Origin of the sequence: Streptosporangium sp. NPDC023963, from assembly GCF_040639135.1 — a bacterium.
Taxonomy (GTDB): domain Bacteria; phylum Actinomycetota; class Actinomycetes; order Streptosporangiales; family Streptosporangiaceae; genus Streptosporangium.
Map to the genome: position 1 here is coordinate 1 of NZ_JBEZZK010000014.1, position 19,970 is coordinate 19,970.

At 70.7% G+C, this 19,970-nt stretch carries 13 protein-coding genes; 10 read left to right on the forward strand and 3 right to left on the reverse strand.

Translation table 11 applies throughout. The features are described from left to right. The 3 genes from AB0F88_RS32305 to AB0F88_RS32315 form a co-directional block, all read left to right on the forward strand. A partial coding sequence (locus AB0F88_RS32305; RefSeq protein WP_362692730.1) for a hypothetical protein occupies positions 1-1,403 on the forward strand: 1,403 nt, incomplete at its 5' end. A 79-nt stretch (positions 1,404-1,482) separates the two neighbouring features. Then, a complete protein-coding gene (gene rffA, locus AB0F88_RS32310; RefSeq protein ID WP_362692733.1) occupies positions 1,483-2,637 on the forward strand; it encodes a dTDP-4-amino-4,6-dideoxygalactose transaminase in 1,155 nt (384 codons plus the stop codon). After that, positions 2,637-3,461 carry a GNAT family N-acetyltransferase gene (locus tag AB0F88_RS32315; RefSeq protein ID WP_362692736.1) on the forward strand — a complete coding sequence of 275 codons (825 nt, stop codon included), beginning with the start codon at positions 2,637-2,639 and terminating at the stop codon, positions 3,459-3,461. Before rffA ends, AB0F88_RS32315 begins: the two co-directional genes overlap by 1 nt. On the opposite strand, the gene AB0F88_RS32320 is transcribed toward AB0F88_RS32315, so the two are convergent. Beyond that, positions 3,379-4,428 (reverse strand): glycosyltransferase family 2 protein, encoded by a 1,050-nt coding sequence (locus AB0F88_RS32320; RefSeq protein ID WP_362692739.1) that lies wholly within the window; start codon positions 4,426-4,428, stop codon positions 3,379-3,381. The two genes, AB0F88_RS32315 and AB0F88_RS32320, sit on opposite strands and share 83 nt — an antisense overlap. Before the next feature lie 35 nt (positions 4,429-4,463). Between AB0F88_RS32320 and AB0F88_RS32325 the strand changes: the two genes are divergently transcribed. The 3 genes from AB0F88_RS32325 (at position 4,464) to rfbB (ending at position 7,103) form a co-directional block, all read left to right on the forward strand. After that, positions 4,464-4,928: a GtrA family protein gene (locus tag AB0F88_RS32325; RefSeq protein WP_362692742.1), complete on the forward strand. Its 465-nt coding sequence runs from the start codon at positions 4,464-4,466 to the stop codon at positions 4,926-4,928. Between the two features lie 133 nt (positions 4,929-5,061). Next, complete coding sequence (locus tag AB0F88_RS32330) at positions 5,062-6,129, forward strand: glucose-1-phosphate thymidylyltransferase (protein WP_362692745.1); 1,068 nt, start codon at positions 5,062-5,064, stop codon at positions 6,127-6,129. After that, a complete protein-coding gene (rfbB, locus tag AB0F88_RS32335) occupies positions 6,126-7,103 on the forward strand; it encodes a dTDP-glucose 4,6-dehydratase (protein WP_362692748.1) in 978 nt (325 codons plus the stop codon). Before AB0F88_RS32330 ends, rfbB begins: the two co-directional genes overlap by 4 nt. A gap of 43 nt (positions 7,104-7,146) precedes the next feature. Here rfbB and AB0F88_RS32340 read toward each other — a convergent pair whose 3' ends face one another. Further along, complete coding sequence (locus AB0F88_RS32340; protein ID WP_362692750.1) at positions 7,147-9,255, reverse strand: DUF4082 domain-containing protein; 2,109 nt, start codon at positions 9,253-9,255, stop codon at positions 7,147-7,149. Between the two features lie 647 nt (positions 9,256-9,902). Here AB0F88_RS32340 and AB0F88_RS32345 point away from each other — a divergent pair. Further along, on the forward strand, positions 9,903-11,162 hold the full coding sequence (locus tag AB0F88_RS32345) for a nucleotide sugar dehydrogenase (protein ID WP_362692753.1): 1,260 nt from the start codon (positions 9,903-9,905) through the stop codon (positions 11,160-11,162). Positions 11,163-11,301: 139 nt separating this feature from the next. Here the strand turns inward: AB0F88_RS32345 and AB0F88_RS32350 are convergent, their stop codons facing one another. After that, positions 11,302-11,628 (reverse strand): carboxymuconolactone decarboxylase family protein, encoded by a 327-nt coding sequence (locus AB0F88_RS32350; RefSeq protein ID WP_362692756.1) that lies wholly within the window; start codon positions 11,626-11,628, stop codon positions 11,302-11,304. A gap of 236 nt (positions 11,629-11,864) precedes the next feature. On the opposite strand from AB0F88_RS32350, the gene AB0F88_RS32355 reads away from it, so the two are divergent. The 3 genes from AB0F88_RS32355 (at position 11,865) to AB0F88_RS32365 (ending at position 19,891) form a co-directional block, all read left to right on the forward strand. Continuing rightward, the gene (locus AB0F88_RS32355) at positions 11,865-15,239 is read left to right on the forward strand and encodes a BTAD domain-containing putative transcriptional regulator (RefSeq protein ID WP_362692759.1); all 3,375 of its coding nucleotides are present in this window, start codon (positions 11,865-11,867) and stop codon (positions 15,237-15,239) included. Positions 15,240-15,315: 76 nt separating this feature from the next. After that, positions 15,316-16,860 (forward strand): MFS transporter, encoded by a 1,545-nt coding sequence (locus AB0F88_RS32360; protein WP_362692762.1) that lies wholly within the window; start codon positions 15,316-15,318, stop codon positions 16,858-16,860. Between the two features lie 367 nt (positions 16,861-17,227). Further along, on the forward strand, positions 17,228-19,891 hold the full coding sequence (locus AB0F88_RS32365) for an exo 1,3/1,4-beta-D-glucan glucohydrolase (protein ID WP_362692765.1): 2,664 nt from the start codon (positions 17,228-17,230) through the stop codon (positions 19,889-19,891). The last annotated feature ends 79 nt before the right edge of the window (positions 19,892-19,970 follow it).

Consider the following 19,970-nt stretch of genomic DNA (forward strand, 5'->3'; position numbering starts at 1 on the left):
CCCTCCTGTTCGCCCCGGTCGTCCTGCTGCTCGCCGACCTTCTCGAACGGCGGAGACGTGACGTCGGCAGATGGCTCCTGCTCGGCGTGTTCATCCTGGCGGTCATGGGAGCCAAGGCCACCCATCTTCCCCCGCTCGCCGCAGGACTGGCCGCCGTCGTCGGGGTCGAGGTGGTCAGGCGGCGCCGGGCGCCCCGGGCCGCGCTCGCCGCGCTCGGGATGACGGTGGCCTGCTTCCTCTTCGCGCAGGCAGTGCTGTTCGGCGGTGCGAGACAGGGGATGACGGTCGACCCCCTCTCCCTGCTGCGCCGGGCCTGGGGAGAGCTGACCGGCCACGCCGGCGCGGTCGAGCCGCCGACGCTCTCGGTGCTCGGTGTCACGATGCTGTACGCGCTGTGCCTGGCCGTCGCGTGGTGCGGGATCCTCGGGCTGCTGTGCAGGCCGCGACTGCTCCTGCGACCGGCGGTGGTCCTGCTGCTCGGGATGGGCGCCGCGTGTGTCGCCGCCGTGTTCCTGCTCGGGCACCCCCACCTCGGCCAGCTCTACTTCTTCGGGGCCGGCTATCCCTACCTGATGATCGTCGCGGCCTACGGGCTCTCCGTCGTCGTGCAGCGGGCACGGATGCCGCTCAGGACGATCGCGTACGCGGTCGGCACCGGTGTGACGACGGCCTACCTGATCCGCATGCTGTGCGATGTCAGGACCCCCCTGCCCCCGGGCCGGCCGGACACCCTGCTGTACCTGCCCTACGCCGCGCTGCTGGCCGTCGCCGTGCTAGTGACCGCCGCCCTGGTGACGACCGGGCGCGGCGGCCTCCGGGCCTGGGCCTTCGCGCTCGTCGCGTTCGCGGCGGTCGGGCCGCCCGCCGCCTGGTTCACGCGCGTTCTCCCGGGCGCGGAGAGCGTCCCGGCGGCCCGGACGTTCGGGGAGGTCCCGCCGGTGGCGGTTCAGGCGGTTCCCCCGGGCGCCCTGGAGGCCGGCCGCTGGCTGCGCGCCCACTCGGATCCGGACGACCTGGTCGCCACCAACGCGCACTGCCGCTGGGGGTACGAGGACCCGTGCGACAGCCGCCAGTTCTGGGTGGCCGCCCTGTCCGAACGGCGCGTGCTGGTCGAGGGTTGGACCTACACCTCCGCGAACATGAGCCGCTGGCGTCCGGGGTCCCTGCCGGAGCATCTGCCGTTCTGGGACGGCGAGCGGATCCGGCTGAACGACGCCGCCTTCCAGGCACCCTCGGCGGCCGTGATCGGGCGGCTGCGCGAGCGCTACGGGGTGCGCTGGCTCCTCGCCGACGAGCGCCGCACCGGCCGGGCACCGGGGATCGGGGACATCGGGGACTTCGCCGAACTCCGCTTCCGTTCCGGCGACTACGCCGTCTACCGGATTCCGGACGGATCGGCGTGACCTAAGGCTTGCGTAATGGATCGCCAAGGAACGACGGCGCAACACGTGCCGGCCGGTCCTTTCGTTGTTCACTTCGGCCGTGAACGCAACCGACCTGAAAACGATCCCCTTCAACCGGACGCACATCTCGGTGAACGAGCTGGATTACCTGGGGGAGGCCGTGCGCCTGCGATCCACCTGCGGGGACGGGCCGTTCACCCGGCGGGCCGCCGGGATCCTCGGAAAGATCACCGGGGCGGGCCAGGTGCTGCTGACCACCTCCTGCACGCACGCGCTGGAGATGTCGGCGATCCTCCTGGACCTCCAGGCCGACGACGAGGTGATCATGCCGTCGTTCACCTTCATGTCGACGGCCAACGCCTACGCGCTGCGCGGGGCGGTCCCGGTCTTCGTCGACTGCAGGCCCGACACCCTCAACGTGGACGAGCGGCTGATCGAGGCGGCGATCACCGATCGCACGCGGGCCGTCGTGGTCGTCCACTACGCGGGCATCGCGTGCGCGATGGAGGAGATCGCCGAACTCTGCGACCGGCACGGCCTCACCCTCATCGAGGACAACGCCCACGGCCTGGGCGGATCCTACCGGGGCCGGCCGCTCGGATCGTTCGGCAGCATGGCCGCGCAGAGCTTCCACGAGACGAAGAACGTGCAGTGCGGGGAGGGCGGCGCGCTACTTCTGAACGACGCCGGTCTCGTCGCTCGCGCCGAGGTCATCCGGGAGAAGGGCACCGACCGCAGCCGGTTCTTCCGCGGCCAGGTCGACAAGTACCGGTGGGTCGACATCGGCTCCAGCTACCTGCTGTCCGACGTCCTGGCCTCGCAGCTGACCTCGCAGCTGGAGTCGTTCCACGAGATCCAGTCCCGGCGCCACGCCATCTGGTACCGGTACCACGAGGACCTGGCGGACTGGGCGACCGGGAATGGGATCTCCCAGCCGGCGATCCCGGACGGTTGCACCCATCCGGCGCACCTGTACTACCTGCTGCTCCCGGACCTGGAGAATCGCCAGGCCTTCATCGGCCATCTCCGGAGGCGAGGCGTGCAGGCGACGTTCCACTACCAGCCCCTGCACGCCGCGCCCGCGGGGGCGAGGTTCGGCCGCGTGGCCCCGGGCGGTTGCCCGGTCACGGAGAGGGTCGCCGACCGCCTCGTACGGCTGCCGCTCTTCGCCGACCTGGACGAGACCGCCGTGGCGCGAGTGGTCGACGCCGTCCGGTCCTACGAGGTGAGCTGATGGCCTGGCGCGACGTGATCGAGGCGCGGGCCGTACGGGCCGTGGAGTCGCCGCTGGAATCGGCCCGGTTCGGATGTTCCGTGGAGCGCCTCACCGTCTCCGCCGGGTCCGGGGCGCCGTTCTCCGCGGTCCGCGAGGCGCTCCTGGGGTCGGTCGCGGACGTCGTCGTGCTCCGGTATCCGGCCGAACACGTCGGCTGGTTCGCGAAGCTGACCGCGCTCGGCCGGACCGCCGTGTTCGCGGACTCCCTCGTGTACTGGCGCCTGCGCGCGGGGCAGGGGCGCGGGTCCGCTCCGTCGTCCGATCTGCGGACGTCGGAGCCGGTCGGTCCCGCCGCGGTGGAGGCACTGGTCTCCGACATCTTCGGCGCGTACGGGAACCACTACCTGGCCAATCCGCTGTTCGACGCCGCCAAGGCCCTGGCGGGCTACCGGGAATGGGCGCTGAGGTCGTCCGCGGAGGGGGAGTGCCTGGCGCTGGAGGAGCGAGGCGCGGGAGCGGAGGGGCCCCGCCTGCTCGGGCTGGCCACGCTGGAGGAGGACGGCCCCCGGACGGAGATCCTCCTGGCCGGAGTGACCCCCGGCTCGCAGGGGCGTGGTCTCTACGCCCACCTGCTCAGGGCCGTCGAGGACCGCGCGCTGGCGCGTGGCGCGGCAGAGGTCGTCATCTCCACCCAGGGGCACAACACGCGGGTGCAGAGGGCATGGGCGAGGTACGGATTCGAGCCCGTCCAGACCTTCCTCACCGTTCATCTGGTCCGGAGCCGGCTCCTGCGTGTGCGGGAACACCAGGGCCGCCGGGCCGCTGGGGAAGATCGGCGGTAGACGACCCGACGCGCTCGCGCACCACGTACGTCGGGCGGCCCATGCCGTTTCCGTGAATGCGGCCGATGTACTCACCGAGGACTCCGATGGACACCAGTTGGGCGGAGGAGAAGAGCGCGACCATCGAGGCGATGGTGGTGAACCCGGCCACCGTGGTGTCGCCCGCGGCGAAACGCCACAGGACGGCGCCCCCCAGCAGCAGGCCGATCAGACCGACGAGGAATCCGAGGTAGCTCGCCGCGCGGAGCGGAGCGGTGCTGTAACCGAGGAGCATGTTCATCGCGTGCCCGACCAGCAGGCGCGGCGTGTAGTTCGACCGCCCGTGGTCGCGCTCGTTCATGCGCACGCCGACGGAGCCCACCTGCGTGGTGGCCCATGACAGGGCCACGTCGATCGACGCGTGCGGGCCGGACAGGTCCTCGAACCCGTCGCGCAGGTGCGTGCGCAAGGCCCGGAAGGCGCTGATCGTACGCGCGGTGCGGATGCCCAGCGCGCCGGCCATGGCGGCCTTGACCGACCGGGACGCGAGACTCCGCAGGAACCCGTGCTCCTCCTCGTGCGGGACGCCGTACACCAGGTCGAGGCGGTCGCCTTCGAGGGCGGCCAGGAGGAGAGGGATCTGCTCGGGGGGATGTTGCAGGTCGTCGTCCATGGTGACGACGACTTCGAACGCCGCCTCCCTGATGCCGGCGACCAGCGCGTTGTGCTGCCCGTAGTTCCGGGACAGGCGGATCGCCCGGACCGCGTCGACCCGGCGGGCCAGCTCGGCGGCGGTCTCCCACGTGTCGTCCGGGCTCCCGTCGACGACGAGGATCACCTCGTGCCGGACGGACAGCCCGTGAAGGACCGGCATGAGCCTGTCCACCAGCGCCGGAAGGGTCCGCGCTGAGCGGTAACACGGAATAACCACCGACACCGACATTGATCCCCCGGTTATTTCCCGTCGCCTACTACAATCCTGTTTCATCCCAATGTCAGATCACGATCCGGAGCGACCGTCGCATGGTTGAAGTCAAAGGTGAGGCCGCCCGTGACGATAATTCGCATTTTGGGCGGCCGGCTGTGATCTCGGCTTTTGCTGGCCACCGCATCACATATCTGCTCGCCGGCGCCATGACGGCCATGGTCTATTACGCTCTCCTCGGCCTAGGATTACTGGCCCTTGAAGATCGCGTCCCTTATCTTTTCCTGGCCGTGGCCGGCCACTTGATGACCGTGGTGATCGTCTACCCCTGGTACAGGCTGGTGGTCTTCCGCGACTCCGGGCATTCCTGGCCGGTGGGCTACCTGCGGTTCTATGCGGTCGGGCTGAGCTTCCTCGCGGCATCCGTCATCGGGGTCCCGCTTCTGGTGGAGCACACCGGGATCTCGATCATGGTGGCCCAGGGGGTGGTGATAGTGATGAGCCCGCCGCTGAGTTATGCGATAAACCGGGCGTGGGTGTTCCGTGACCGAGGAAAAGTGTGAAAACGGCAACACCCCGTACGCTCCTCAGTAAAGGCGCGAGCCGGTGAAGAGGTATCGATTCCGGATCCCTGTAAAATCGGGCGGACATGTGGTCGCACGGCCATGCGTTCTTCGCGGAAGGACTCAGAGAGCGTTGAAGGCACTCGTTCTGGCGGGCGGCAAGGGAACGAGGCTGCGCCCGCTGACCCATACCTCGGCGAAACAACTGGTCCCGGTCGCCAACAAGCCGGTGCTCTATTACGGGCTTGAGGCGATCCGGCGGGCCGGCATCACCGACGTGGGCATCGTCGTCGGCGACACGGGCCACGAGATCCGGGACGCCGTGGGCGACGGTTCGCGGTTCGGGCTGGACGTCACGTACATCCCCCAGGAGGCTCCCCTCGGGCTGGCGCACTGCGTCCTGATCGCCAGGGAGTTCCTCGCCGACGAACCGTTCGTGATGTACCTGGGGGACAACTTCCTGGTGGACGGCATCACCGAGCTGGTGGACGCCTTCCGCCTGGCCGACCACGACGCGCAGATCCTGCTCACCAGGGTCGCCGAACCGCAGTTCTACGGAGTGGCCGAGATCGGGCCGGGAGGGGAGATCCTCGGGCTGGAGGAGAAGCCCGAGCACCCGCGCAGCGACCTCGCGATCGTCGGGGTCTACATCTTCTCCCCGGCCGTCCACGAGGCGGTCCGGGCGATCACCCCGTCGGCGCGCGGCGAGCTGGAGATCACGGACGCCGTCGCGTGGCTCCTCGGCAACGGCTTCCGCGTCCACTCGCATCTCGTCAGCGGCTACTGGAAGGACACCGGGCGCCTCCAGGACATGCTGGAGTGCAACCGCATCGTCCTCGAACGTGTCGAGCCCGACATCCGGGGCACCGTGGACGACCTGAGTGAGATCACCGGGCGGGTCGTCCTCGAGGCGGGCGCGGTGGTGGAGAACTCGATCCTCCGCGGTCCGATCGTGATCGGCGCGGACACCAAGATTCTCTCCTCCTACATCGGCCCCTTCACCTCGATCGGCTCCGGCTGCCTGGTCGGCGGCGCCGAGATCGAATACTCCATCGTGCTCGACGGCTCCTCCGTGCAGGGCGTCTCGCGCATCGCGCACTCCCTGATCGGGCGCAACGTCGAGGTCAGCCGCGCGGCCGGCGTGTCCAACACCCACGAGCTCATGGTGGGCGACCACAGCAGGATCCAGGTGCGCGCATGAGAGTCCTCGTCACCGGCGGAGCCGGGTTCATCGGGTCCCACTACGCCAGGTCCCTGCTGCTCGGCTCCTGGCCCGGCTGCGAGGACACGCGGGTCACCGTCCTGGACAAGCTCACCTACGCGGGCAACCTCGCCAACCTCGCCCCCCTCGACGGACACCCCGGTTACGCGTTCGTGCGGGGCGACATCACCGACGCGCGGCTCCTCGCGGACGTCGTCCCCGGCCACGACGTGGTCGTGAACTTCGCGGCGGAGAGCCACGTCGACCGGTCCATCGCGGGCGCGGGCGATTTCGTGACGACGAACGTGCTGGGGACCCAGAGACTTCTCCAGGCCGCGCTGGAAGGCGGAGTCCGCACGGTCCTGCAGGTCTCCACCGACGAGGTGTACGGCTCGATCGAGGAGGGGTCCTGGAGCGAGAGCGAACCGCTGCTGCCGAACTCGCCCTACTCGGCGGCCAAGGCGGGTGGTGACATGCTCTGCCGCGCCTACCACCGCACCCACGGGCTCGACGTCCGGGTGACCCGCTGTTCCAACAACTACGGCCCCTACCAGCATCCCGAGAAGCTGATCCCGCTCTTCGTCACCAACCTCCTCGACGGTGAGAAGGTCCCGCTCTACGGCGACGGGCTCAACGTGCGCGACTGGCTGCACGTCGACGACCACTGCAGGGGCATCCAGACGGTGCTGAGGAAGGGGACGCCCGGTGAGGTCTACAACATCGGCGGCGGCGTCGAGCTGACCAACCGGGAGCTGACCGGGCGGCTGCTGGCCGCGCTCGGCGCGGGATGGGAGGCGGTCGAGCCCGTGGCCGACCGGCTCGGGCACGACCGCCGCTACTCCGTCGACTGGACGAAGATCCGGGCCATCGGCTACGAGCCCCGCAAGGACTTCGGCGACGGCCTGGCCGAGGTGATCCGGTGGTATCGGGACAACCCGCGGTGGTGGCGCCCGCTCAAGGAGCGGACGCCCTGACACCGCACCCGTGCCGCGGGGCACCGGTCACGCAAGCGTCGCGTCAGTCGGCGTGGAAGATCGGGTCGACCCAGTAGTTCGTCGCCTGGTAGCTGCTCGTCGGGAAGATGTTGTTCGCGTTGTAGGTGTAGACGCCGTTGCCGCCTTCGGCGCCGTTGGCGAGGGCGGTCAGGGGGCCGTTGACGTACTGGGAGGTGAAATAGGGGCGGTTCATCGAGTAGTAGCCGGATGTGGTGTGGTACGAGGCGACATAGGTGGTGCCGCCGGTGACGTCGACGGGTTGCGGGAAGTTGACCTGCTGCCAGCCGGTGGCGGTCTCTTCGGTGAAGGGGATGCTGGCCAGGAGTTCGCCGTTGCTCGCCCACAGGCTGGCGGTGTGGACCCCGGTGTTCTGCGGGCCCTTGTAGAACCGGATTCCGCTCACCTTTCCGTTCGTCGCCGGCTTGAACTTGACGCCGACGGAGATCCCCTGCGAGTCGGACTGCGACGGGACGGCGGGCACCGCCACCCTGTTCCACAGGCTGTTCGTCGGGACGAACACGATGTCGACCCAGTAGTTCGTCGACTGGTAGCTGCTCGTGGGGAAGGCGTTCGCCGCCCCGTAGGTGTAGACGCCGTTGCCGCCTCCGGCGCCGTTGGCGAGGGCGGTGAGAGGGCTGTTGACGTACTGGGAGACGAAGTAGGGACGGGTCATCGCGTAGCGGCCGGCCGGAGCGTGGTACGAGGCGATGTAGGTGGTGTCGGCGGTGATCGGCACCGGTGTCGAGAAGCTGACCTGCTGCCAGCCGGTGGCGGTCTCGTCGGTGAAGGTGGCGCTGGCCAGGAGGGCGCCGCCACTCGTCCACAGGCTGCCGACGTGGGTGCCGGTGTTCTGCGCACCCTTGTAGAACCGGATGCCGATCGCGGTGCCGCTCGTCGCCGCCCTGAACTTGACGCCGAGGGTGACCGCCTGCGTGTCCCACTGCGCTGGGATTCCGGGCACCGCCGCGCTGTTCCACAGGCTGTCCGACACGCTCTGGGTGACGGGCGGTGACGTGCTCGGCGCGAAGTGGATCAGGGCCTCGTTGTCGAAGGTGTCCCCTCCGAGATAGACGGCGATGATCTCGTGCTCTCCACCGGAGAGGTCGGAGACCGTGATCCGGGCGGGGGCCGAACTGTCGTGAAAGGCCGAGCCGAGGACGGTCGAGCCGTCCTTGAAGACCACCTCGCCGGCGGGTACGACCGTGCCGCTGACCGCCTCCACCGTCGCCGTCAGGGTGACGGGCTCCCCTCTCCACGCGGGGTCGGTGGAGGAGGTCAGGGTCGTGGTGGTCGGCGGGTCGTTCGGCACGGTGACGCGGGTGTGCGGCAGGCTGCCGGTGCCCTGGATGACGACCGTGCCGTCGAACGAGAAGACGCGGCCGTTGATGTTGGCCCCGCTGCTGATCATGACTGAGTCCTGCGCCAGGATGTTGCCGCGGAAGGTGCAGTACGTGCCCAGCGACGCCGGGCCGTCGATCTGCCAGAAGAGGTTGTCGGCCTGGGCGCCGCGCAGGAGGCTGATGTTGCTGACGTTCGCCGTGCTGAGGGTGGACGCCTGGAAGATGAAGACGGCGTCCGGGTCGCCCTGCGCGTCGAGGGCGAGGGTCCCGTTGATCGAGAAGCTGCCGCTGACGGAGGCGTAGACGCCCGGTCCCTTGGTCGTCCCGCCCAGCTGGGCGGCCACCGTGGCGTTGGGCGTGCGTCCGGCGGCGTCGGCGTAGGCGCCGGCCGCGTCGGCCTTGGCCTGCGCCGCGACGGCGTTTCCTATCTGCTTGGTCCCCGAGACCGTGCCTGGCGGGAAGCCGGTCACCGTGGTTCCCGGGCTCACCCCCAGGTCGCCGGTGACCGTCGTGGAGTTCACGTTGGTGACCGCGGCCGCCAGCACCCCGAACGGCGCGGCGTCGCCGATGTCCACCGGATCGGCCGCGCTCGCCCCGGCCGGGGTTCCGGCGACCGCGCCCATCGCGAGGGCGGTCGCCACGGCCGCCTTCAGCAGGACGCGGCCGACGGCACCTCGCGGGCGGGGCGGGCGGAACCGCAAGAGCGGCCGGCTCCGGGAACCCCCGGTGTCGATCATGGTTACGGCCGTGCCGGCCGTCTGGTCGAGCGCGTCGCGAACGGTTTTGGACATGCGACACAACTCCTCACTGATCTCGTGATGCGTCAGACGTCCGGTGCGGTCCGTCGCCTGTGATCTGTCATGAATAAAGCTCAAGGTCTTTGTCTGGCCTCTATGTGATTTATCGTATTAATCACATAGAGGAGGCTAAAGGTGGATGGTGAGAGAAATAATCGGAATGTCGTCACGTCGCTGAAAAGGCGTCACGTGACACGCTGACGACTCTGCCGTGGAGGGTGGCGTGCGCGGGCTCGCGTGCGGCCAGGAAGAGCGCATGTTGGTATGCGGCTGATGGAAAATTTACTCGATAATTCTTCCGTATATTACTTAATTTTCGGCGTTAAAGTGGTATCGATCCTGTTCGGAGGGGTGTCCAGGTATGGGGGGAAGGTGGTCGGATTTCGTCCACGCGCTCGCCGGCCCACTTGCTGGTCGCCCACAATATGTGCATAAAAAGCATAAATGCATATTTAAAATTATTAGTAGATGTTTCAAGGTTTTGATGCTGTTATCGAGGGCCGGTCCGGTCCCGTGCGCCGTGCTTGAGCAGTCCTGGAGTCCGGGCGACACGCCCGGACGGCGGCTGGATCGGTGGTGTGGGAAAGCGGGACTCCTACAGTCGAGGTCGGGTCTTGTCCCAAATCGACGGGGGTTCTGCCGTGGGAGAGAAACTGGTTGTGATCGGCCAGGGGTACGTCGGCCTGCCACTTGCGATGGGGGCCGTCACGGCAGGCTTCGACGTCGTGGGAGTCGATCTGGACGAGTGGCGGGTCAAGCGCCTCAACGCCGCCGAGTCCTACGTCGAGGACGTCGGCGACGAGACGCTGTCCCTGGCCCACCGGTCCGGCCGATACCTGGCCAGCGCCGACTACGCCACCGCCGAGGGGTTCGACCTCTGCGTGATAACCGTGCCGACGCCGTTGCGCGAGGGCGTTCCCGACCTGCGCCACATCGGCGCGGCGGGGGAGTCGATCGCCCCGCTGCTGCGGCGGGGCGTCACGGTGGTCCTGGAGTCCACCACCTATCCGGGGACCACCGAGGAGTATCTGCTGCCGCTGCTGGAGGAGGGCTCGGGACTGCGGGCACCGCAGGACTTCCATCTGGGCTACAGCCCCGAGCGAATCGACCCGGGCAACGAGCGCTGGCGCCTGGAGAACACCCCCAAGGTGGTCTCCGGTGTCGACGGGACGTCCCTGGAGCGGATCCGGGCGTTCTACTCGCGGATCGTGGACGAGGTCGTGCCGGTCTCCTCGACGCGGGTGGCCGAACTGTGCAAGCTGCTGGAGAACACCTTCAGGCACGTCAACATCGCCCTGGTGAACGAGCTGTCGATCTTCGCGCAGCAGCTCGGCATCGACGTCTGGGAGGCCGTCGACGCCGCCTCCACCAAGCCGTTCGGCTACATGCGCTTCACCCCGGGGCCCGGCGTCGGCGGGCACTGCCTGCCGATCGACCCGTCGTACCTGTCGTGGAAGGTCAAGCGCAGCCTGGGACACAACTTCCAGTTCGTGGAGCTGGCCAACGACATCAACGCCCACATGCCGGACCACGTCGTGCGCCGGGTCGGTCTCGCGCTGAACCGGGTGCGCAAGCCGGTCAACGGCAGCCGGGTGCTCGCGCTCGGCCTCGCGTACAAGAAGAACGCCGGAGACTGCCGCGAGTCACCCGCGATCGACGTGGTCAGGGGCCTTCGCAAGCTGGGCGCGGACGTGCGGGCCGCCGACCCGCACGTGGACTGCTTCCTGCTGCCGCAGGGCATCGAGATCGTCGCGTTCTCGGAACGGGAACTGGCGGAGGCGGACGCGGTGGTGGTCCTCACCGACCACGACTGCTTCGACTACGGGCTCGTCCAGAGGGCGAGCGCCCTCGTCTTCGACACCAGGAACCGCTGCCGGGGACCCAACGTCGAGAGACTCTGACCTCGCGTCGCGGGCGACCGGCCGGTTCCGCCGGGAGGACCCGCGCCGTGCGGCCGCCATCCCGGGAGGCGGGTGGCCGGACGGTCGCGCGGGGCGTCAGGACCTCATGACGTGGGTGGCCGGTCGATCGTGCCGGGCGTCAGGACCTCATGACGCGGGCGATCAGTTCCTCGACCTGGCCGTTGAGCCTGGCGCCCCGGGGCCATCCGGCGTAGTGGGTGAGGAAGACGACGACCTCGCGGAGCTCGTCGGGGGTGAGGTCGCCGGTCCGCAGCGCCGCGTCGAGCTGGACGTCGACGTCCTCGCCCATGCCCTGGCCGACGAGCAGGCCGACCAGCAGCATGCGCCGGTCGCGGTTCGAGATCCCCTCCCTGGACCACACCTCGGCGAACAGGTTCTCGGCGGTCGCCCCGAAGAGGTCGCCGGGCTCGTTCTCGCCGTGCTCCCAGCCGTAGACCTGTTCCATCGAACACCTCCGTGTGGAGCCCCCCGGCAGCCGTTCCCTGGCGGGGACGGCCAGTGGGGTCCCTACCCCGCCTGCCCCGCCCCTTCCGGCGCCAATGAAAGATCTTTTTTCCCTACAGTTCTGACATGTAGATATATGTCGTATCAGAGATCATCCGGCATTACACGCGCGGACCCCGATCGGCGGTGGCGAGTGGAAGGGGAAGCGAGAAAGGGAGAAGCCACGATAATCGGGCTATGCGGTTCGACATCCTCGGTCCCACCCGGATCCGGCTCGACGGCGGGCGCGTGGTCTCCGTGGGCGGGCAGGGGATGCGCGCGCTGCTCGTGATGCTCCTCCTCGACGCGGGGAGGGTGGTGACCACCGAGCGGCTGATCGGTGGCCTGTACGGCGACGATCCGCCCGCGAGCGCCGCCAACGCCCTGCAGTCCCAGGTCTCGCGGCTGCGCAGGACGCTCGGCGTCCAGGAGATGGTCGAGTTCCACCCGGCGGGGTACCGGCTCGCGGCCGGTGCCGACGCCGTCGACGCCCACCGCTTCGAACGGCTCGCCGCCGAGGGCCGCCGGGCCCTGGCCTCCGGCGAGCACGGCAGGGCCGCCGGCCTGCTGGGCGAGGCCCTCTCCCTGTGGCGCGGGCCCGCCCTCGCCGACGTGGCGGAGTCGCCGTTCGCCCAGGCGTCCTCGGCCAGGCTGGAGAGGCTCAGGCTCGACTGCGTGGAGGACCGCGTCCAGGCGGAGCTGGAGCTCGGCCGCCACCGCGAGCTCGTCGCCGAACTGCAGGAACTGACCGCGGCCCACCCCTTCAGGGAGCGGCTGTACGGGCAGCTGATGCGTGCCCTGTACAACGCGGGCAGGCAGGCCGAGGCCCTGGAGGTGTACGAGAGGGCCAGGCGGATCCTCGGTGAGGAGTTCGGCGTGGACCCGTCGGCGGAACTGGCCGCCGTGCACCTGGCGGTGCTCAGGGCCGATCCCGCCCTGACCGGCGCCTGCGGCGACGTCGCGGACGGCACTGCGGACGGCGCTGCGGACGGCGTCGCGGCCGGCGGTGCCGCGCCCGTCCGATCGGGTCTGCGGGCCCCGCTGACCAGTTTCGTCGGCCGGGAGGACGAGATGTCCAGGCTCCACGCGCTGCTCGGCGAGGCGAGACTGGTCACCCTGGTCGGTCCCGGCGGCGCGGGCAAGACCCGGCTGGCCGGTGAGGTCGCCGCGGGGGAGCGGGGCGACGTGTGCTTCGTGGAACTGGCCCCCGTCCTCGGCGAGGGGGAGGCGGCCCAGGCCGTCCTCGGCGCGCTGGGCGTCCGCGACGCCGGCCTGTTCCCCGGCTCCGCCCGCCCGATGCCCGCTCCCCTGGCCAGGCTGGTCGCGGTGCTGGCCGACCGTCCCCTGCTGCTCGTCCTGGACAACTGCGAGCACCTGGTCGCGGAGGTCGCCGAGCTCGCCGACCGCCTGCTCGCCGCCTGCCCGGGGCTGCGCGTCCTGGTCACCAGCAGGGAGGCGCTCGGCATCACCGGGGAGGTGATCCACCCGGTCGCGCCGCTGCCGGTGCCGAGGACGGGCACCGCCGCGGGAGAGGCCCTGGCCTACCCGGCCGTGCGGCTCTTCGCCGACAGGGCGGCGGCCGTGCTCCCCGGCTTCCGCGTCGACGACGCCAATGTCGAGCAGGTGCTGGGCATCTGCCGGGCTCTGGACGGGCTGCCGCTCGCGCTGGAGCTGGCCGCGGCGCGCCTGCGTTCCCTGCCGGTGGCCGAGGTGGCCTCCCGGCTGGACGACCGGTTCCGGCTGCTGTCGCGCGGCAGCCGCACCGCGCTGCCCCGGCACCAGACGCTGCGCGCCGTGGTCGCCTGGAGCTGGGACCTGCTCGACGACGACGAGCGGTCGCTGGCCGGGCGGCTCACCGTCTTCGTGGGCGGCGCGACGCTGGAGGCCGCCGGGCGGGTGTGCGGGCTGCGCGAGGACGAGACCGTCGACCTGCTGAGCTCCCTCGCGGAGAAGTCGCTCGTCGAGCGGGTGGGCGGGCGCTACCGGATGCTGGAGACCATCCGCGCGTACTGCGCGGAACGGCTGGCCGAGACCGGCGAGACCGAGGCGCGCCGCGAGGCGCACGCCGCGTACTACGCGGACCTGGTGGCCACGGCGGACTCCCACCTGCGCGACGCCGGGCAGCTGGAGTGGCTGCGGCGGCTGGACGAGGAGCACGACGACCTGCACGCCGCGCTGCGCTGGGCCGTCGACACCGGCAGGACCGGGCTGGGGCTGCGCCTGCTCGCCGGGCTCGCCATGTACTGGTGGCTGCGGGGCCGCCGCTCGGAGGGCGCGGCCCTCGCCGCCGACCTGCTCGTCGCGATCGGGCCGGTCCCCGCCGAGGGCGCGACCGGACCCGCCCCGGCCGGGGGAGCTGCCGGAACCGCACCGGCGGAGCGCGCGATCGGGCGCGCCCCGGCCGGGGGAGCGGCCGGGGCCGCACCGGCGGAGCGCGCGATCGGGCTCGCGCCGCTCGGGGATGTGACGGGATCCGCTCCGGCGGGGAGCGCGACGGCGGCGGCCCCGGTCGAGGGGATGGAGGAGGAGTACGCCCTGTGCGCCCTCGTGGCCTCCTCCGGCGAGACACGGTCGCCCAGGCATTTCGCCCTTCTGGAGACGATCGTCCAGATCATCCCGCCGATCGACCTGCCGTACCGGTGGCCGTTCCTGGGCATGTTGTGGCCGATGTTCACCGGCCCGCCCGACTTCCTGCCGGAAGAGCCGAAGGTCTTCGCCATCGCCGACCCGTGGCTGCGGGCGCTGTCCCACTTCGGCTACGGCTACTTCTACCGGTACGGCGGCGACGCCGAAAGCGCCGAGCGCTCCTTCGGGGAGGCGCTGGAGCTGTTCCGGTCCATCGGGGAGCGCTGGGGGAGCGCGCTCACGCTGGCCGAGCTGTCCGGGCTCGCCGACCTGCGGCAGGACAGGGACGCGTCGCGCGCGCTGGGCGGGGAGGCGCTTCGCCTGGCGGAGGAGCTCGGGTCGGACGAGGACATCGCGGAGCTCGTCTGCCGCGGGGCCGCGGGGACCGTACGCGACGGCGACCTCGCGACCGCCCACGCCGAGTATCTCCGCGCGATCGACCACGCCCGCCGGGCGAGCGCCCCCGACGTGATGGCCAAGGTCCACCACGGTCTCGCCGAGATCGCCAGGCTTCGCGGGAACCTGGACGAGGCGCTCGACCTCTGCCTCAGAGCCCTGGAGCTGTGCACGCAGGAGTGGTACAGCACCGAGGAGGTCCGGTTGCGCATCATCGTCGAACTGGGCCGGATCACCGCGTCGGGCGGAGACGGCGCCGCGGCGAGGACCTGGTACCGCAGGGCGCTGGAACCGGCGCTGCAGCGTTACCCCCTGCTGGCGGGCTCGGCGATCGAGGGGCTGGCGGAGGTCGCGTTGCTGGAGGGGGACGCCAAGGGCGCGGCCCGGCTGCTGGGCGCGGCCGCGGCCCTCGGCGGCACCGCCGCGGCGGACCCCGGTGCCGGTGTCACGGCGGCCGTCCGCGCCCGGATGGGCGACGCCGCGTACGAGAAGGAGTGGCGCGCGGGAACCCGGACGCCGCGGAGCGGGATGCTCGCGATGCTCGCCCCGTGACCCCGCACGCCCTCGGTGCGGCGGGCGTCAGCGGGAGGTGCGCGGGCCGTCAGCGCCGCCGGTCACGATGACAGACATGAACGATCACTCTCCGACCACGGGCCGCCGCAGGTGGGCGACCCTCGCCGTCGCCTGCCTGGCGGCGCTGCTCCTGTCCGTCGACGTCACCGTCCTGCATCTGGCCCTTCCCCAGCTGGTCGCGGACCTGCGGCCCTCGTCGACCCAGATCCTGTGGATCGGCGACGCGTACGGCTTCGCGCTCGCCGGGTTGCTGATCACGATGGGTAACGTCGGCGACCGGATCGGCCGCAAGCGGCTGCTCCTCATCGGCGCCGCGGCCTTCGGCGTGGCTTCGGCGGTGACCGCCTACGCCCCCACTCCCGAGCTGCTCATCGCCGCCCGCGTCCTGCTCGGGGTGGCGGGCGCCACGATCATGCCCTCGACGTTGTCGATCATCCGCAACGTCTTCACCGACCCGAAGGAGCGGACCACGGCGGTCGGCCTGTGGAGCGGGATGGGCGCGGCCGGGTTCGCCCTGGGGCCGGTCGTCGGCGGCCTGCTGCTCGACCACTTCTGGTGGGGCTCGGTCTTCCTGATCAACCTGCCGGTGATGCTGCTCATCCTGCTCGCCGGCCTCGTCGTGCTCCCGGAGTCGAGCAACCCCGCCGCGGGGCGGGTGGACCTCGTGAGCGTGCCGCTGTCCATGGCCGGGGTGGTCGGCGTGATCTACGCCGTGAAGGAGGCCGCCGTGCACGGCCTCGCCGACGCCGGTGTCCTGGTGCCGGGAGCCGTCGGGATCGCCGCCCTGGCACTGTTCGCCCGGCGGCAGACGAGGCTCGCCGAGCCGCTGATCGACGTCCGCCTCTTCCGGCGCCGGGCCTTCACCGCCTCGGTCGGCGCCAACCTCGTGGCCATCTTCGGCATGTCCGCGCTGTCGCTGATCTTCGCCTGGTACTTCCAGCTCGTGCTGGGCTGGTCGCCCCTGCAGGCCGGTCTCGCGGGACTGCCCGGGGGCATGTCGGCGGCGGTCGGCGGGGTCCTGGCGGCGGGACTGATCACCCGCTGGGGCAGGGCCAGGGTGGTGGCGCTCGGCCTGGCGATGACCGCCGCGGGCTTCGCCTGCTACAGCCAGACCGCTCTCGACACCCCCTACCTCTACTTCCTCGCCCCGATGATCGTTTGCGGGGTGGGCATCGGGCTGACGTTCGCCGTCACCAACGACACCGTGCTCGCGAGCGTGCCCCGGGAGCGGGCCGGCGCCGCGGCGGCGATCTCCGAGACCTCCTTCGAGCTGGGCGGCGCGCTGGGCATCGCCGTCCTGGGCAGCGTCCTCACCGGCGTCTACCGGGGCGAGCTCAGGCTTCCGGCGGGGGTGCCGGGCGAGGTGGTGGGCCCCGTCAGGGAGTCGCTGCCCACCGCCCTGGAGGCGGCCGCGACACTGCCCGCCCGGCTGGGCGGGGCCGTCGCCGAGGCCGCCAGGCTGGCCTTCGTCACCGGGGTCCACGTGACAGCGATCGCCGCCGCGGTGACGATCGCCGTCCTCGCGGCGGTCTCGCTCGTCAGCCTGCGCGGCGTCCCCGACGTGATCCCCGAGGAGCTTCTTCCCGAGCCGCGTCGGTGACTCGTACGAGCGCCGTGCGGATGTGCGGGCGTGGACGCTTCGGTGAGGACGTCCCGCGCCGGGGCGTCCGCCCTCAACGGCGGCGACACCGTGTCCTGGCCGCCGGCCGTCCGGCGAAGCCTCGTCGCGGGGGAGCCCGGTTTTCTGAGAGCGCTCTCATGTGGATGTCGCGCCCGCTGGTGCGGGCGCGGCGATGCGCCTGGTAGAAGCGGTTCGCGAGCGATGAAACGCCCGTGGCTCGCGTGCGGGGTTGAGAGAGCGCTCTCGCGAGGGTATTGACTCGGCTGTGTCACAGCGTCAGGATCTGCGCAGTGCGGACTCGGGGGATTCGCCACGCCCATCGCAGTGCCTGAAGAACGGATCCTCGATGATCAGACCCTTCGCCCGATCGGGCGCCCGCCGGAGCGGACTCGCGGTGCTGGCGAGTCTCGCCGTCCTGTCAGCGGGTGCCACCGGGATTCCGAGCGCGGGAGCCGAGACCGCGACGGGCGGCCGGCAGCCGGTGATCGGCAAGCCCGCCCTGGACTGGCGCGGCTGCGCCCGCATCGAGAAGAAACTCCCCACCCTCTCCGAGTGGCCCAAGGTCGAAAGCAGGATCGGGCGGAACCGGTCCGACGAGAAGCGGGTGGCGAAGATCCTCGCGGGCATGACGCTCGCCGAGAAGGTCGGCCAGATGACCCAGCCGGAGATCGCCGCGATCACTCCCGACGAGGTCGGGCGGTACTTCATCGGCTCGGTGCTCAACGGCGGCGGCTCCTGGCCGGGCCGGGACAAGCACGCCACGCAGAAGGCCTGGCTCGACCTCGCCGACGCGTACTGGAACGCCTCCGTCTCCACCCGCGCGAAGATCCCCGTCATCTGGGGCATCGACGCCGTCCACGGAAACAACAACGTCTACGGCACCACGGTCTTCCCGCACAACATCGGGCTGGGCGCAGCCCAGGACCCGTGCCTCGTGCGCGACATCGGGGCGGCGACCGCCCGGCAGATGCGTGCCACCGGCCAGGACTGGGCGTTCGCGCCCAGCGTCTCCGTTCCCCAAGACGACCGGTGGGGCCGCACGTACGAGGGCTTCTCCGAGGACCCCCGGATCACCCGGGCGTACGGGTACGAGGCCGTCAAGGGTCTGCAGGGCAGGCACCCGCGCGGCATCGGCCAGGACGGCGTCATCGCCACCGCCAAGCACTTCATCGGGGACGGCGGCACCCTCAAGGGCGTGGACCAGGGCGTCAACCCCGCGTCCGAGGCCGAGATGATCAACCTGCACGGCCAGGGCTACTACGGCGCCCTGGCGGCCGGGGCCCAGAGCGTGATGGTCTCGTTCAACAGCTGGACGAACGCCGAGCTCGGTATCGACGAGGGCAAGCTGCACGGCAGCAAGCGCGCCGTCAACGACATCCTCAAGCAGAAGATGGGCTTCGACGGCGTCGTCGTCTCCGACTGGAACGGCATCGGCCAGGTCGCCGGGTGCACCAACGCGAGCTGCCCCCAGGCGATCAACGCGGGTATCGACGTGGTGATGGTGCCCAACGACTGGAAGGCGTTCATCACCAACACGATCGCCCAGGTCGAGAGCGGCGCGATCCCGGTGGCGCGCATCGACGACGCGGTGACGCGCATCCTGCGGGTGAAGCTGCGCGCCGGGGTGCTCGACGGTCCCAAGCCGTCCAGGCGCGCCTTCGCAGGGTCTGCCGAGGCTCTGGAGTCGAAGAGGCTCGCCAGGGAGGCCGTGCGCAGGTCGCAGGTCCTGCTCAAGAACAACGGCAGGGTGCTGCCGCTGGCCGCCGACTCCAAGGTCCTGGTGGTCGGCAAGAGCGCCGACAGCCTGCAGAACCAGACCGGCGGCTGGACGCTCACCTGGCAGGGCACCGGCAACGTCAACGCCGACTTCCCCAACGGCACGACGATCCTCGGCGGCCTGCGCGAGACGCTCGGCGAGGCCGACGTCACCTTCAGCGAGACCGGCGACGGCGTCGACCCCTCGGCGTACGACGCGGTCATCGCGGTGATCGGCGAGACGCCGTACGCCGAGGGCGTCGGCGACCTCGCGCGGCGCACGCTGGAGGCCGCCAAGATCTACCCCGCCGACCTCGCGGTGCTCGACAAGGTCACCGGCAAGGGCGCGCCCGTCGTCACCGTCTACGTCGGCGGCCGGCCGCTGTGGATGAACAAGGAGCTCAACCGCTCCGACGCCTTCGTCGCCGCGTGGCTGCCCGGCACCGAGGGCGGCGGCGTCGCCGACGTGCTCGTCCGGGGCAAGCATCGTGACGGCTTCACCGGCAGGCTGCCGTACTCGTGGCCGAAGGGCGCCTGCCAGTCGCCGCTGAACCCGGGTGCCGAGGGCTACGACCCGCTGTTCCCGCTCGGTTACGGCCTGCGCGACGGCCAGAGCGGGTCGGTCGGGACGCTCGACGAGACCGCGCCCCCGTTCGGCTGTGGCGAGCAGGGCGGTGGCGGCGAGGCGAGCGAGGAGCTGGAGATCTTCAACCGGACCGACATCGCGCCGTACAAGGGCTTCATCGGCTCCCCCGAGAACTGGGGCGGCACCGAGATCGGCGCCGACGGCCAGGCGGCGCACGCCGAGATCGGCGTGGTGCAGTCGGACGTCAACGTGCAACAGGACGGCCTGAAGGCGACCTGGACCGGCACCGGTCCCGCCCAGCTCTACATGCAGAACCCGGCGGGCGGTACGGACCTGCGGGGCTACCTCAACGCGAAGGGGGCGCTGGTCTTCGACACGATCGTCCACCAGCCCCCGGCCGCCAGGACCGTGCTCAGCGTCCACTGCGTCTACCCGTGTTTCTCCGAGGTGGTGGCGACCTCCCTCTTCCAGGGGCTTCCGATCGGTACGAAGTCGACCGTCAAGATCCCCATCGCCTGCTTCGCCGCGGGCGGCCTCGATCTGGAAGTGGTCAACACTCCGTTCCTCGTCTACACCGAGGGGGCCTTCTCCGCCTCGTTCGCCAACGTCCGCTGGGTGCCGCAGGCGGCCGACGACCCCGACGCGAAGAAGTGTGAGGACCTGACCTAGGCAGAGGACCCGACCTGGGAATTCGAAGGCGACGTGGCCGGAGGGGCTCGCCCCTCCGGCCACGTCGCGCGTCCGGCCC

What these genes read in the sequence shown, in the direction of transcription:
- AB0F88_RS32355 (WP_362692759.1), top strand. Translation starts at nt 11,865, where the DNA reads ATGCGGTTCGACATCCTCGGTCCCACCCGGATCCGGCTCGACGGCGGG.
- AB0F88_RS32320 (WP_362692739.1), bottom strand. Translation starts at nt 4,428, where the DNA reads ATGAAACAGGATTGTAGTAGGCGACGGGAAATAACCGGGGGATCAATG.
- AB0F88_RS32325 (WP_362692742.1), top strand. Translation starts at nt 4,464, where the DNA reads ATGGTTGAAGTCAAAGGTGAGGCCGCCCGTGACGATAATTCGCATTTT.
- AB0F88_RS32365 (WP_362692765.1), top strand. Translation starts at nt 17,228, where the DNA reads ATGATCAGACCCTTCGCCCGATCGGGCGCCCGCCGGAGCGGACTCGCG.
- AB0F88_RS32360 (WP_362692762.1), top strand. Translation starts at nt 15,316, where the DNA reads ATGAACGATCACTCTCCGACCACGGGCCGCCGCAGGTGGGCGACCCTC.
- AB0F88_RS32350 (WP_362692756.1), bottom strand. Translation starts at nt 11,628, where the DNA reads ATGGAACAGGTCTACGGCTGGGAGCACGGCGAGAACGAGCCCGGCGAC.
- AB0F88_RS32340 (WP_362692750.1), bottom strand. Translation starts at nt 9,255, where the DNA reads ATGTCCAAAACCGTTCGCGACGCGCTCGACCAGACGGCCGGCACGGCC.
- rfbB (WP_362692748.1), top strand. Translation starts at nt 6,126, where the DNA reads ATGAGAGTCCTCGTCACCGGCGGAGCCGGGTTCATCGGGTCCCACTAC.
- AB0F88_RS32315 (WP_362692736.1), top strand. Translation starts at nt 2,637, where the DNA reads ATGGCCTGGCGCGACGTGATCGAGGCGCGGGCCGTACGGGCCGTGGAG.